This window comes from Curtobacterium sp. PhB191 (genome assembly GCF_004346515.1).
GTDB lineage: Bacteria > Actinomycetota > Actinomycetes > Actinomycetales > Microbacteriaceae > Curtobacterium.
On sequence record NZ_SMBV01000001.1, the window covers coordinates 444,760 to 458,831 of the forward strand.

Consider the following 14,072-nt stretch of genomic DNA (forward strand, 5'->3'; position numbering starts at 1 on the left):
ACGACCACCGGAGTGTCGGGGGTTTCCCGGGACACGTCCGCGACGATGTGGGCATGACTCCCCGCTCCCTGTTCCGTGCCGCCGCGGTCGCCGAACTCGTGACCTGGACCATGCTCATCGCCGGGATGGTGCTCAAGTACGGCCTGGACGCCGGCGACTGGGGCGTCCGGATCGGCGGCGGAGTGCACGGCTTCGTGTTCCTGGCCTACCTCGTCGTGACGACCGTCGTCGCGGTCAACCAGCGCTGGACCCTCGGGGCACTCGTGCTCGGCTGGGCGAGTGCCGTCGTGCCCTACGCCACGGTGCCGTTCGAGGTCGCGGTCGCCCGCCGAGGCATGCTCGAGGGCCCGTGGCGCCGCTCACCCGACGCGCGCTCGGGCTTCTGGGACCGTCTGCTGTTCTTCGTGGTGCGTCGCCCCGCAGTCGCGGTCGTCATCGGGGTCGTGGCGGTCGCTCTGGTCTTCGTGGTGCTGCTGGCGGCGGGCCCGCCCCGCGTGACTTCGTGAGCAGAAATGGTCGGGTTCGTGATGCGGACCCGACCATTTCTGCTCACGATGCGCGGCCCTGGTCGCGACCACTGACGGACGGGAGGCCCGGTGCCAGCTGGCACCGGGCCTCCCGTCCGTCAGGTGCGTGCGTCTAGAGCGCGGCGAGCGTCGCGTTCAACGTGGCGGACGGGCGCATGACCGCGCTCGTCTTGGCGTCATCCGGGCGGTAGTAGCCGCCGATGTCGGCCGGGTGGCCCTGCACGCCGTTCAGCTCCTCGACGATCTGCTGCTCCTGCGCGTCGAGCTTGCCCGCGATCTCGGCGAACGACGCTGCGAGCTCGGTGTCCGTCGTCTGCGCTGCGAGCTCTTCCGCCCAGTACTTGGCCAGGTAGAAGTGGCTGCCGCGGTTGTCGATCGAGCCGAGCTTGCGGCCCGGGGACTTGTCCTGCTCGAGGAAGGTCCCGGTGGCACGGTCGAGCGTCTCACCGAGGATCTTCGCCCGCTCGTTGCCCGTCACACCGGCGAGGTGCTCGAGGCTGACCGCCAGGGCCAGGAACTCGCCGAGGCTGTCCCAGCGCAGGTAGTTCTGCTGCACGAGCTGCTGGACGTGCTTCGGGGCGGAGCCACCGGCACCGGTCTCGAACAGGCCGCCGCCACCGAGCAACGGGACGACGGAGAGCATCTTCGCCGAGGTGCCGAGCTCCATGATCGGGAACAGGTCCGTCAGGTAGTCGCGCAGGACGTTGCCCGTGACGGAGATGGTGTCCTCGCCGCGGCGGATGCGCTCGAGCGAGAAACGCATGGCGTCCTCCGGCGAGAGGATCTCGATCTGCAGGCCCTCGGTGTCGAGCTCGCCCAGGTACTGGCGGACCAGACCGATCAGGTTCGCGTCGTGCGCCCGGGTCTCGTCGAGCCAGAACACGGCCGGGGTCTCCGAGGCGCGGGCACGGGTGACGGCGAGCTTGACCCAGTCGCGGATGGCGATGTCCTTGGTCTGGCAGGCGCGCCAGATGTCACCGGGCTCGACGTCGTGCTCGATGACGACGTCACCGGCGGCGTTCGTCACGCGGACGGCACCGGCGCCGGGGACCTCGAAGGTCTTGTCGTGCGAGCCGTACTCCTCGGCCTTCAGCGCCATGAGCCCGACGTTGGGCACGGAGCCCATCGTCGCCGGGTCGAAGGCACCGTTGACGCGGCAGTCGTCGATCACGGTCTGGTAGATGCCGGCGTAGCTCGAGTCCGGGATCACGGCGAGGGTGTCGTGCTCGTCGCCGTCCGGGCCCCACATGTGGCCGGAGGTGCGGATCATCGCGGGCATCGAGGCGTCCACGATGACGTCGCTCGGGACGTGCAGGTTCGTGATCCCCTTGTCCGAGTCGACCATCGCCAGCTCGGGGCCCGCGGCGATGCCGTCGGTGAAGGCCTGCTTGATCTCCGCGCCGTTCGGCAGGGCGTCGAGCCCCGCGAGGATCGAGCCGAGACCGTCGTTCGGGGTGAGCCCGGCGGCGGCCAGGTCGGCACCGAAGCGCTCGAACACCGACGGGAAGAACGCCTTGATGACGTGGCCGAAGATGATCGGGTCGGAGACCTTCATCATCGTCGCCTTGAGGTGCACGGAGAACAGGATGTCCTCGGCTGCGGCGCGCTGGATCTGGTCCTGCAGGAAGGCCTCGAGTGCGGCGACGTGCAGCACGGTGCCGTCGACGACCTCGCCCTGCACGACGGGGATCGACTGCTTGAGGACCTGGGTCTCGCCGCCCTCGGCGACGAACGTGATCGTCAGGACGTCGTCGGCGGGGGCGATCCAGGACTTCTCGTTCGAGCGGAAGTCGTCGACGCCCATCGTGACGACGTTCGTCTTCGAGTCGCCGCTCCACGCACCCATGCGGTGCGGGTGCTTCCGGGCGTAGTTCTTGACGGACAGGGGAGCGCGGCGGTCGGAGTTGCCCTCGCGCAGCACGGGGTTGACGGCGCTGCCCTGGACGCGGCCGTAGCGGGCGCGGGCGTCGCGCTGCTCGTCCGTCGTGGGCTCGTCCGGGTAGTCGGGCAGGTCGTAGCCCTGCGACTGCAGTTCCTTGATCGCGACCTTGAGCTGCGGGATCGACGCCGAGATGTTCGGCAGCTTGATGATGTTCGCTTCGGGGGTCTTCGCGAGCTCGCCGAGCTCGGCCAGGGCATCGTCCACGCGCTGCTCGTCGGTGAGCCGCTCCGGGAACTGGGCGATGATCCGGCCGGCGAGCGAGATGTCGCGGGTCTCGACGTCGACACCAGCGGTGCCGGCGAAGGCCTGGATGACCGGGAGGAAGGAGTGGGTGGCGAGGAACGGCGCCTCGTCCGTGAGGGTGTAGATGATCTTGGCCATGCTGGCGGGTACTCCCTTGTTCGACCGTCGGTACGTCCACGCTACTCGTGGTGCGGGATGTCTCGACATCAAGATACATGGTCCGGCCTGCGTCCGGCAGGTACTCGGCAGACGTCCTGGAGGCGCACTGTCGGCTCATAGGAACGCTCGGTGGACTGGTCTTCCGCAGTTCCAGAGCCGCAGGAGGGCGATCATGGCGACGACACGTGAGACACCGGAGGACTTCGGGTGGACCGCGGAGGACCTCCGCTCGGCCTACGCCTCGGACGGCAGCGGCCCGTACCGGTACGCGCCGGACGGCTCGGGGCCGTTCTCGTACGACGTCGACGGTTCCGGACCGTGGCTCGTCGGGCCGGAACCGCGCCGGGGGCTGGCACGGTTCGCCCCGCGTGACCGCGGTGGACGCTCCCGACTCCGCCGCATCGGCACAGCGGTGAGCGCCGGGGCGCTGGCGCTCGTGCTCGCCGTCGGCAGCGTCGCGGTCGTCGCCCACGCCGCCCCTCCACACCCTTCGGTCCAGGCGGGGTCTCTCCACAGCGGTGAGCCCGACAGGACCTGATCGCGCGGACGGTGCCACGCTGGACCGGTGACCGAACTCCTCGTGGTCGGCGTCATCGCCGTCATCGCCATCGCGGGTGCCGCCGTGCTCGGGCCCCGCATCGGGGTCGCGGCGCCACTCGTGCTCGTCGCCGTCGGGGTCGTCGCGAGCCTGCTGCCCTTCATCCCGAACGCGGAGATCGAGCCCGAGTGGATCCTCGCCGGAGTCCTGCCGCCGCTGTTGTACTCGTCGGCGGTGTCGATGCCGTCGATGAACTTCCGGCGCGAGTTCGGTGCCATCAGTGGGCTGTCGGTGCTGCTCGTCGTCGCGAGCAGCCTCGTGCTCGGGCTCTTCTTCGCCTGGGTGGTCCCGGGCCTCGGCTTCTGGTGGGGGATCGCCCTCGGTGCGATCGTGAGTCCCACCGACGCCGTCGCGACGTCGATCGTCAAGCAGACCTCGGTGTCGCGCCGGGCGATCTCGATCCTCGACGGTGAATCGCTCCTCAACGACGCCACCGCACTGGTGCTCCTGCGGACGGCCATCGTGGCCGCTGCCGCGTCGTTCTCGTTCTGGGGAGCGCTCGGCGACTTCGCGGGCGCCGTGGCCATCGCGGTGGTCATCGGCTGGTTCGTCGGCTGGCTGAACGTGTTCGTGCGCTCCCGGGTGCCGAGCGCAGCGGTGAACACGGCGCTGTCCTTCGCGGTGCCGTTCGTCGCCGCGGTACCGACCGAGCACTTCGGCGGGTCAGGACTCGTCGCCGCTGTCGTCGCGGGGCTGTTCACCGGCATCGTCGGACCGCGCAAGCTCCCGCCGGGGCACCGACTGTCCGACGCGCAGAACTGGCAGACCATCGAGCTCGTGCTCGAGGGCGCGGTGTTCCTGACGATGGGGCTCGAACTCGCGACGATCCTCCGCGACGTGCAGGAGGACCACTCCGGCATCGGCCCGGCGCTGCTCATCGCCGTCGGCGCCCTCGTGCTCACCGTGCTCGTCCGGACCGCGTACGTCGTGCCGCTCCTGTTCGCGCTGTCGGCGGCCGCCAAGCGCGGTGAGCGGATGCAGGACCGCTTCGCCGAGATGCACGCCGGCGACCGCGACGCGATGAGCGAGGTGATCCGCGAGCACCGACCGGGCAACCGGGCGCCGTCGGAGCGCGAACTCGACCGGTTCACGACACGCGTCCGGCGAACCCTGGCGGACATCGCGTACTACACGACGGCACCGCTGGGCTGGCGCGAGGGCACGGCGGTGGTCTGGGCGGGCATGCGCGGCGCGGTGACCGTCGCGGCGGCGCAGACCCTGCCGACGGACACTCCGGAACGGTCGCTCCTGGTGTTCGTCGCGTTCGCGGTGGCCCTGCTCTCGCTCGTCGTGCAGGGCAGCACGATCGGCCCGCTGCTCCGTCGGATCGCCGCACCGGTGCCGGACACCGCCGCGAAGGACACCGAGGAACGCGGGCGGTTGCTGGAACTCATGCGGACCGCGGCGGAGCAGGTCCCCGGTACCAGCGAAGCCGGCCCCCGGACGCGCGAGGAACTGGAGGCAGCCGATCCGGCGGAACTCCGCGCGTGGATGGGCCGCGAGAAGGCGCGGCGGCTCGCCGTGCTCGAGGCACAACGCGCCGCGATCCTCGACGCCCGCGACGACGGCACCTTCGACGCCGAGGTGCTCGAGTCGATGCTGCAGAACCTCGACGCCGAGCAGATCGCCCTCGAACTCCGCGGGGCGCCTGCCCGCTGACGACGGCCAGGCCGGTCAGGTGCCGATCGAGACGCGGAACACCCGGACGCCGGCGGCCCGGAGTGCTGCGAGCCCGAGCCGCATCCGCATGCTGCGGAACGGCCGCTCGAACCCCGACGGCGCCGATGCGGCGTCGATCTGGTGGAGCACCTCGGACGTCAGGGTGCGCTCTACCTTGGGCGCGAGCCGTGTCAGTCCCGAGACCGTCACCACGATCCGGACGGCGTGCGGCACGAGCAGCGGATCGATGAGCTCAGCGGCCGCCTGGGCACGGTGGAACGCGGGGTCGTCACCGGGGCGCCGGATCGCGATGACCGCGAGTTCGGCGTCCCAGGTCTCCTCGGGGTCCGGCAGGTCGTCGACCCCGATGACCCGCATGCGTGCGGCGTCGATGCCCGCGCGCACCGCGGCGGCGCGGAGCACGGGCAGGAGTTCCTGGGTGCCGGCGAGCACGACGTCGGCGGTGCCGAGGTCGACCTGCGCGGGCCGCTCTCGCGGCGATCGGGCCATGGTGCGGGTCCTTCCGTCGCTTTCCCACGACGCTACCGATGTCGGACGGTCGGGGGCGTCGGGGCCCGCGGTGATCAGGTGCCTCCCAGCCCCGCGGTAACGAAAAGATCACGGTGGGGCCTGTACAAAGCGACAGAGTCGTGCAGAATGGTGGGCGGCCATGACGACTGCACCCGAACTCGACCAGCACCCGGAGACCCCGGTGGTGCACCTGTCCCGTCGCGCTGCCCTCGAGGCCGAGCGCGCCGCAGCCCGGAAGCCCCAGCGCCGAGCGGACAAGCCGGAGAAGCCCGCCAAGGTCGCGAAGCCCGTCGGCCGCCGCGCCACCGCAGCCCGCGCGACGACCGAGCACGTCGACACCCGCATCACGCGCGTGGTCCGCCGCCCCGCTGCCACCGTGACGAGCGTCCCGAAGGCCCCACGGGCCTCCCGGTCCGGTCGTGCCGGACGGATCACCCTGACCAGCGCGGCCGCTGCGATCGCGATGTTCGCCGCCTCGGCGATGCCCGCCCACGCCAGCGCCGGCACCTCGATGGCGACCTCGACCATCGCGCCGATCGTGCGCACCCAGGACTACGCGGTCACCCAGGCGGTCACCGCGACCGGGCTCGACCGCGACGGGTTCACCGTCGGCGGCGGTACGACGCGCCGGATCGTCACCACCGGCGGCACGGCCGACACGAGTGGCATCGCAGGCGAAGCCGTCTCGTACGGCGGCGCGGTCCGCTCCCCGTTCCCCGGCCCGGTGCAGATGAGCTCGGGCTTCGGCTACCGCTCGGCACCGTGCGGCGCGTGCTCCTCGCTCCACCAGGGCCTCGACTTCACACCCGGCATGGGCACGGCCATCGGTGCCGTCGCCGCGGGCACCGTCCGGATCTCGGGCACGTACTTCTCGTACGGCAACGCCGTGATCATCGACCACGAGATCGACGGCCGCCAGGTGTCGACGCTCTACGGGCACATGATCCCGGGGTCGTCGCCGCTCAAGGTCGGCGACCAGGTCGAGGCCGGCGAGTTCATCGGACTCGTGGGGTCCTCCGGCGTCTCGACCGGTGCGCACCTGCACCTCGAGGTCCTGATGGACGGCGTGACCCCGATCGACCCCGAGGCGTGGCTCGAAGCCCGCATCGGCCGCTCACTGACGACGTAGCCCCCGACACCACGCACCCCGCACGCACCCCGGACGCACAGCAGACGTCGAGCGCTGGTGGGGTGACGTCCCAGCTGTCCTGTGCAGACTCACAGGCATGGACGATCACCACAGACCGCCCGCCCGTCGTCGATCCGAGGAAGCTGCCCGCTGATGGGCGCCGACACCTGGATCGCCTTCGGGCTCGTCATCCTCTTCGTGCTCGTCGGCGGAGTGTTCGCCGCCGCCGAGATCGCACTCGTCTCGCTCCGTGAGTCGCAGCTGCAGCAGCTCGAACGCCGGGGCTCCCGTGGCCTGCGGGTCGCCGAACTCGGGCGTGACCCGAACCGGTTCCTCGCGGCCGTGCAGATCGGTGTGACCGTCGCCGGGTTCTTCTCCGCCGCGTACGGCGCCTCGTCGATCGCGCCCGACGTCGCACCCCTGTTCACCGGGCTCGGACTCGGCCAGGGAGCTGCCGAGACGGTGGCTCTCGTGCTGATGACCCTCGTCATCGCCTACCTGTCGCTCGTGTTCGGCGAGCTCGTGCCGAAGCGACTCGCCCTGCAGCGCGCCGAGGGCTTCTCGATGCTCGTCGCGCCGACCCTCGACCGCTTCGCGACCCTCATGCGCCCGGTGATCTGGGTGCTGTCGGCCTCGACGAACCTGGTCGTCCGCGCTCTCGGTGGCGACCCGAACGCCCGGAGCGAGTCGATGAGCACCGAGGAGCTCCGCGGCCTCGTCGACGAGCACACCGGCGTCGACGAGCAGGGCCGCCGGATCGCCCGGAGTGCGCTGGACGCCGGTGACCGGATCCTGCGCGAGTCGATGCGCCCCTGGTACGACGTGTCCACGATCGACGCCGCACTGACCATCGCCGAGGCCACCGACCACGCGATCGAGGTCGGTCACACCCGGTACCTCGTGACCTCCGGCGGACGCGACGAGGTCGACGGCTTCGTGCACCTCCGCGACCTGCTCCGGCCGAGCGACCCGGACGCACCGGTGTCGACCCTGGTGCGCCCCGTACTGGCACTGCCGGAGACGAAGTCGCTGTCGAGCGCGATCGCGGACATGCGGACCGACGGGCACCAGATCGCCCTGGTGGTGGACGAGTACGGCGGCAGCGCGGGCATGGTCACGCTCGAGGCGCTGCTCGAGGACCTCGTCGGCCGTATCCGCGACGAGTACGACGAACCCACGGCCGAGCACGACGGCGTGGACGGGTCCACGGTGCTCGAGGACCTCGTCGCCGACGGCGGTCCGGCGCTGCCCGACGGTGACTACGAGACCGTCGGCGGCCTCGTCCAGGTCCACCTGGACCGCGTACCGGAGGTCGGCGACGTCGTCGCCGCCGGCGGACACCGCCTCGAGGTGACCGCCATGGACGGTCACCGCGTGGCGCGCGTCCGGATCACGGCCGACATAACGCTCTGAACTCCGCGCAGCTGACCTGGAGGCCCGTGGCGTCGCCGCCACGGGCCTCCCGTCCGCCCGGCGGGTACCGCCAGTGCCTGCCGGACGGACAGCGCCGCCACGTACGCTCTCCCCATGGGTATCGACGTGCGCAACGAGATCCGCGACTTCCTGTCCTCCCGGCGAGCGCGGCTCACCCCCGAGCAGGTCGGCATGCCGTCGTTCGGCGGCGGGGTCCGACGCGTCCCCGGGCTGCGGCGGCACGAGGTCGCGATGCTCGCCGGCGTGAGCGTCGACTACTACACGCGGCTCGAGCGCGGATCGCTCAAGGGGGTCTCGGACAGCGTGCTCGAGGGCCTCGCGAGCGCCCTGCAGCTCGACGAGGACGAGCGCGTCCACCTGTGGGACCTCACCCGACTGGCGAACTCCGGCGTCAAGACGATGCACCGCACCGTCCCCACCCGGGTCCGCCCCGGCGTCCAGCGCCTGCTCGACGCCATCACCGGCGCGCCTGCCTGGGTGCGCAACGAACGCGGTGACGTCGTCGCGACGAACGAGCTCGGTCGCGCGCTGTACTCGCCGATGTTCGCCGGCCCGGGGCGCCCCGTGAACACCGCACGCTTCACGTTCCTCGACCCCGCGGCCCGTGACTTCTTCCCGGACTGGGCGCAGACCGCGAAGGACGCCGTCGCCGTGCTCCGGGCAGCCGCGGTGTCGAACCCGTGCGAGCCCGGACTCATCACCCTGGTCGGGGAGCTCTCCACCCGCAGCGAGGAGTTCCGCGGTTGGTGGGCAGCACACGACGTCCGGCTGCAGCGCGCCGGTGGGAAGCGCATCGACCACCCGATCGTCGGCGAGCTGCGGTTGTCGTACGAGGCGCTCGACCTGGTCGCCGACCCCGGCCTGACCCTGTTCACGTACTCGGCCGAGCCGGGCAGCGAGTCCGAGCGGTCGCTGGCCCTGCTCGGCACCTGGGCCGCGACGGAACGGGCCGAGCAGTACGCGGCCCTGCGCGCGGCGGAGTCGGAGTCCGAGTCGGTCGACTGAACCGCTGGTCGGCCCGGCGCACGGTTCGTAGGCTGGGGACGTGACCAGGACGACGGACGGATCAGCGGGGGACGCCGACTACGCCCGCATCGGGCAGGACTACCGGCAGTACCGGCGCCCCGAACCGACATTCGCGCGGGCGATCGCGAAGGCCCTCGGCGACGCCCGCACCGTCCTCAACGTGGGTGCCGGTGCCGGATCCTACGAGCCGACCGATCGCGACGTCACGGCGGTCGAACCCTCGGCGTCGATGCGCGCCCAACGGCCGGACACCCTGTCGAGGGCGATCGACGCCACCGCCGAGGACCTGCCCTTCGACGACGACACGTTCGACGCCGCGATGACGACGTTCTCGGTGCACCAGTGGGGCGACCTCGAGCGCGGGCTGGCCGAGCTGCGCCGGGTGACCCGGGGTCCGGTCGTGATCCTGACGTGCGACCCGGCCCGCGTCGAGGACTTCTGGCTCGCCGAGTACGCACCCGAGGTGATGGCGACCGAGGCCCGGCGCTACCCGGCGCTCGACCGCATCGCCGCCGCGCTGGGCGACGACACCGTCACGAACACCCCGCTGCCGATCCCGTTCACGTGCGTCGACGGCTTCTCCGAGGCGTACTACGCCCGGCCGGAGCGCCTGCTCGACCCGGGCGCCCGGAAGGCGAACTCGGCGTGGAGCTTCGTCGACGAGCTCACCGCACGGCGATCGGTGGCCGCCCTCCGTACCGCGCTCGACTCCGGCGAGTGGGACCGGCGGCACGGGGCGCTGCGGATCCGGCCGACCTACGAGGGCGCCCTTGTCCTGGTGACGGCCGTCCCCGCGCTTGACACGTCGACGTAGGCTGTTGGGGTGAGCTTCCAGGAGGTGGTCGGCGCCCGTAACGCCGGCATCAGGGCGTGAGGCCCCCGGTCGTGCCCGCAGGCACGGCCGCCCTCGTCGAACCCTGACCTCCTTCCGCCCGGTGCGGTGTGCGTCCGCACGCCCCGGGCCCGCTCGAAAGCGATGCACCATGCTCCCCATCACGGAGAAGACCCTCCGCACGTCCTTCGTCAACGCCTCCCGCAAGGAGACGACCGACATCACGCTGCCCGCCGACTTCGAGACGATCGGCTGGGACGCCCTCGACTTCCTGGGCTGGCGCGACCCGAAGATCGGTCGGCGTGCGTACGCCGTCGTGCCGACGCTCGAGGGAACGCTCGTCGGCATCGTGTTCCGGCAGGCCGAGGCCTCGTCGCGCTCGCGCGCCCAGTGCTCGTGGTGCCAGGACGTCAAGCTGCCGAACGACGTCGTGTTCTACAGCGCGAAGCGGTCCGGCAAGGCGGGGCGGAACGGCGACACCGTCGGCACGCTCGTCTGCCAGGACTTCCAGTGCTCGCGGAACGTCCGGAAGCTGCCGCCGCCCGCCTACGAGGGCTACGACGTCGAGGCCGCGCGCCTGCGGCGCATCGAGGACCTGCAGCTGCGCGCAGCGTCCTTCGCCACGGAGGTCTGAGCGCTCCTGCGCAGCAGGACGACGAGTGCGCGTGTTCCTGCCCGCGCAGACGTCGTCGACGTGCGCACGAGCGGACGGGAGGCGCGGGGCGGGGCCGCCACGGGCCTCCCGTCCGGCAGACGCGACCGTTTCAGGGCCGCGGGTCGCGTTGCGGGGGAAACCGCCCGGTAACGCGGGTGAAACGGTCGTTCCGTAGCCTCGCCACATGGACCTCGGCGACCTCGACGACGCGACCGCCCCCGACGCCGCCGCGGTGATCCGGCGATGGGCCGACGTGCCCGCGTGGGTCGACGCCCTGGTGGCCGCGCGCCCCTTCGGCTCGGTGCCGGCGCTGATCGACCGGGCACGTGCCGAGTCGGCGTCGTGGGGTGGGCCGGAACTCGACCACGCCCTCGCGCAGCACCCGCGGATCGGGGAGCGGACGACCGATGCCTCGTCCGCCCGCGAACAGTCGTCGATGCGCACCGCCGGCGACGAGGTGGCCGGCCGGATCGCCGACGGCAACGTCGCGTACGAGCAACGGTTCGGGCGGGTGTTCCTGGTGCGGGCCGCCGGTCGGACCCCCGAGGAGCTGCTGGCCGAGCTCGACCGGCGCCTCGGGGCCGACCCGGCGGTCGAGGCGCACGAGGCCGCCGCTGCCCTCGCCGACATCGCCCTGCACCGCATCCGTGCGACCTTCGCCGTGCCGCACCTGACCACGCACGTGCTCGGCGCCACCACCGGCACCCCGGCGGTCGGCGTCGGCCTGACGCTCAGCACCGTCGACGGTGACGTCGTCGCGACCGGCTCGACCGATACCGACGGCCGTGCGGCACTCGGCCCCGACGTGCTCGCGCGCACCGACCACGTGCTGCGTTTCGACACCGGCCCGTACTTCGCCGCCGCCGGGGTGCCGACCTTCCACCCGTTCGTGACCGTGGCGTTCCGCGTCACGGGAACCGAGCACCTGCACGTCCCGCTGCTGCTGAGCCCCTTCGCCTACAGCACCTACCGAGGGAGTTGACCGCCATGTCGGAGACCACCGTCCACTTGGGACCGAACAAGTACGGCAAGGCCGAGAACCGCCTGGTGCGGGTGACCCGGCACGGGGACCGGCACGAGATCGCCGACCTGACCGTGACGTCGCAGCTCATCGGCGAGGCGTTCGCCGGGTCGTTCACCAGCGGCGACAACTCCCGGATCGTCGCGACGGACACCCAGAAGAACACCGTGTTCGCCCTGGCGAAGGAGCACGGCGTCGGAGCTCCGGAGGACTTCCTCGCCCTGCTCGCCGACCAGTTCACGAGCGAGTTCGACTGGGTCGAGGGCGGGCTCTGGCAGGCGGAGGTGCACCCGTGGGAACGCATCACGGTCGACGGGCAGCCGCACGACCACTCGTTCCGCCGCACCGGCACCGGGACCCGTCTGGCGACGGTGCACGTCGAGGGCGGCGAGCGCCACGTCACCGGCGGCGTCAAGGACCTGGTCGTCCTGAAGTCGACCGGCTCCGAGTTCCACGGGTTCCCGCGGTCGCGGTTCACGACCCTGCCGGAGACGACGGACCGGATCATGGCGACCGAGGTCACGGCGCGGTGGCGGTACCTGCCGTCCGCCGTCGAGGCCGGGATCGACTACGACCACCTGTACGAGGAAGTCGTCGCCGTGATGCTCGAGCAGTTCGCCACGGTGCACTCGCTCGCCCTGCAGCAGACGCTGTGGGAGATGGGGCGGGCGGCGATCGAACTGCGGCCCGAACTCGCCGAGGTGCGGTTCGCGATGCCGAACAAGCACCACTTCGTCGTGGACCTCTCGCCGTTCGACCTGACGAACGAGAACGAGGTGTTCATCGCGGCCGACCGTCCCTACGGGCTGATCGAGGGGACGGTCGTCCGCGACGGCGTGGCCGAGGCGCCCCGCGCGTGGGAGCACCTGCCCGCCTTCGTCTAGGCCGAGGGCTCCTCGCGCGGCAGTGCGATCGGCGCCGTCGACCGCACCCCGTCGTACGAACCGACCGCCGGGTCCTCGCCGTACCGCTCGGCCACGGAACGCGACCCGAGCAGCAGGTTGAGCAGGATCGCCGCGACGGCGCCGGCCGAGATCCCCGAGTCGAACACCAGCGTGAACCAGGTCGGGAACTGCCCGTAGATCTCCGGGGCGACGGTCGGCAGCAGCGCGATGCCGAGCGGCAGCGCCACGACCAGGACGTTCCGGTTGTCGAACCGCACCTTCGACAGCGTCCTGATGCCCGACGCCGCGACCATGCCGAACAGCGCGACACCGGCACCGCCGAGCACCGCGTGCGGGATCGCCTCGACCACCGCGGCCACCTTCGGCACCAGGCCCAGCACCACGAGGATGCCGCCTGCCGCCGTCGCCACGTACCGGGAGCGCACGCCGGTCAGTGCGACGAGCCCGACGTTCTGCGCGAACGCCGTGTACGGGAACGTGTTGAACACCCCGCCGACGACGGTGCCGAGTCCGTCCGCGCGCAGACCGTCGGCGAGCGTGCGCTTCGACACCGGGCGGCCGGTGACCTCGCCGACCGCGATCATGTCGCCGGTGGTCTCGGTCATGATCACGAGCCCGACGACGAGCATCGACACGATCGAGGCGAGGTCGAACGTCGGCAGCCCGAAGTGGAACGGCGTGACGAAGGCGAACCAGCCCGCGCCGCCGATGCCCGAGCCGTCGACCATGCCGGGGACGAACAGCGCCACGACCGTGCCGAGCAGCAGTCCGAACAGCACCGAGACCCGGGCGAGACCGCGCGGCGCGAACCGTTCGACCAGGACGATCGCGAGCAGGACCCCGGCGGCGAACGCGACGTCGAGCGGGTCGGCAGCACCGTCCTTGCCGCCGTCGGTGACCCAGCCGGCGGCGACGCTCATGAGCGACAGACCGATGATGAGGATGACCGTGCCGGTGACGATCGGTGGGAACAGCCGGACGAGCTGCGCGAACCACGGTGCGACGACCACCATGAAGACACCGCAGGCGATCGTCGCCCCGTAGACGGCGGTGATGCCGTGCTCCGATCCGATCGCGATCATCGGGCCGACCGCGGCGAAGGTGACACCCTGCACGAGCGGCAGCCGGACCCCGAACCGCCAGAAGCCGACGGACTGCACGATCGTGGCGAGGCCCGCGACGAACAGGTCGGCGCTGATGAGGAACGCCAGGTCGGCGCTGTCGAAGCCGAGGGCCCCACCGACGATGAGCGGCACGGCGATCGCGCCCGCGTACATCGCGAGCACGTGCTGCAGGCCGAGCGGCAGGAGCCTGGCGAGCGGTGGGACGGAGTCGACGCCGTCCTCGGTCGGTGTCGCGCGCGGTGTCTTCGTGGTCGTCATGGCGTCCCCTTCGAGCGGTGGTTTCCCTG

General features: G+C 71.5%; 13 protein-coding genes. 10 read left to right on the forward strand and 3 right to left on the reverse strand.

The features are described from left to right. The first annotated feature begins 53 nt into the window (after nt 1-53). Nucleotides 54-506 carry a DUF3817 domain-containing protein gene (locus EDF48_RS02165; RefSeq protein ID WP_131877800.1) on the forward strand — a complete coding sequence of 151 codons (453 nt, stop codon included), beginning with the start codon at nt 54-56 and terminating at the stop codon, nt 504-506. A 133-nt stretch (nt 507-639) separates the two neighbouring features. Here EDF48_RS02165 and EDF48_RS02170 read toward each other — a convergent pair whose 3' ends face one another. Next, nucleotides 640-2,850 carry an NADP-dependent isocitrate dehydrogenase gene (locus EDF48_RS02170; protein WP_123937051.1) on the reverse strand — a complete coding sequence of 737 codons (2,211 nt, stop codon included), beginning with the start codon at nt 2,848-2,850 and terminating at the stop codon, nt 640-642. A gap of 193 nt (nt 2,851-3,043) precedes the next feature. Here EDF48_RS02170 and EDF48_RS02175 point away from each other — a divergent pair, with 193 nt between their 5' ends. Together EDF48_RS02175 and EDF48_RS02180 are read left to right on the forward strand one after the other, a co-directional pair. Continuing rightward, nucleotides 3,044-3,409, forward strand: a complete 366-nt coding sequence (locus EDF48_RS02175) for a hypothetical protein (protein WP_131877802.1) — start codon at nt 3,044-3,046, stop codon at nt 3,407-3,409. A gap of 27 nt (nt 3,410-3,436) precedes the next feature. Beyond that, entirely contained in the window at nt 3,437-5,128 is a 1,692-nt protein-coding gene (locus EDF48_RS02180) for a cation:proton antiporter (RefSeq protein ID WP_131877804.1), read from the forward strand. 15 nt (nt 5,129-5,143) lie between these two features. Here EDF48_RS02180 and EDF48_RS02185 read toward each other — a convergent pair whose 3' ends face one another. After that, a complete protein-coding gene (locus tag EDF48_RS02185; protein ID WP_111083592.1) occupies nt 5,144-5,638 on the reverse strand; it encodes a hypothetical protein in 495 nt (164 codons plus the stop codon). Between the two features lie 160 nt (nt 5,639-5,798). On the opposite strand from EDF48_RS02185, the gene EDF48_RS02190 reads away from it, so the two are divergent. From EDF48_RS02190 to pucL, 7 genes are all read left to right on the forward strand, one after another. Next, nucleotides 5,799-6,788 (forward strand): M23 family metallopeptidase, encoded by a 990-nt coding sequence (locus tag EDF48_RS02190; protein ID WP_131877806.1) that lies wholly within the window; start codon nt 5,799-5,801, stop codon nt 6,786-6,788. Nucleotides 6,789-6,941: 153 nt separating this feature from the next. Continuing rightward, nucleotides 6,942-8,201: a hemolysin family protein gene (locus EDF48_RS02195; RefSeq protein ID WP_131877808.1), complete on the forward strand. Its 1,260-nt coding sequence runs from the start codon at nt 6,942-6,944 to the stop codon at nt 8,199-8,201. A gap of 114 nt (nt 8,202-8,315) precedes the next feature. Beyond that, a complete protein-coding gene (locus tag EDF48_RS02200; protein ID WP_123293003.1) occupies nt 8,316-9,227 on the forward strand; it encodes a helix-turn-helix transcriptional regulator in 912 nt (303 codons plus the stop codon). A 40-nt stretch (nt 9,228-9,267) separates the two neighbouring features. Then, on the forward strand, nt 9,268-10,062 hold the full coding sequence (locus EDF48_RS02205) for a class I SAM-dependent methyltransferase (RefSeq protein WP_131877810.1): 795 nt from the start codon (nt 9,268-9,270) through the stop codon (nt 10,060-10,062). A 169-nt stretch (nt 10,063-10,231) separates the two neighbouring features. Then, nucleotides 10,232-10,714 carry an FBP domain-containing protein gene (locus EDF48_RS02210; protein WP_123937056.1) on the forward strand — a complete coding sequence of 161 codons (483 nt, stop codon included), beginning with the start codon at nt 10,232-10,234 and terminating at the stop codon, nt 10,712-10,714. 205 nt (nt 10,715-10,919) lie between these two features. Then, nucleotides 10,920-11,717, forward strand: a complete 798-nt coding sequence (uraH, locus tag EDF48_RS19585) for a hydroxyisourate hydrolase (protein ID WP_347812843.1) — start codon at nt 10,920-10,922, stop codon at nt 11,715-11,717. Between the two features lie 5 nt (nt 11,718-11,722). After that, entirely contained in the window at nt 11,723-12,640 is a 918-nt protein-coding gene (pucL, locus tag EDF48_RS02225; protein ID WP_131877812.1) for a factor-independent urate hydroxylase, read from the forward strand. Here pucL and EDF48_RS02230 read toward each other — a convergent pair. Beyond that, complete coding sequence (locus tag EDF48_RS02230; protein WP_243698011.1) at nt 12,637-14,043, reverse strand: nucleobase:cation symporter-2 family protein; 1,407 nt, start codon at nt 14,041-14,043, stop codon at nt 12,637-12,639. The genes pucL and EDF48_RS02230 overlap by 4 nt on opposite strands. Nucleotides 14,044-14,072: the final 29 nt, after the last annotated feature.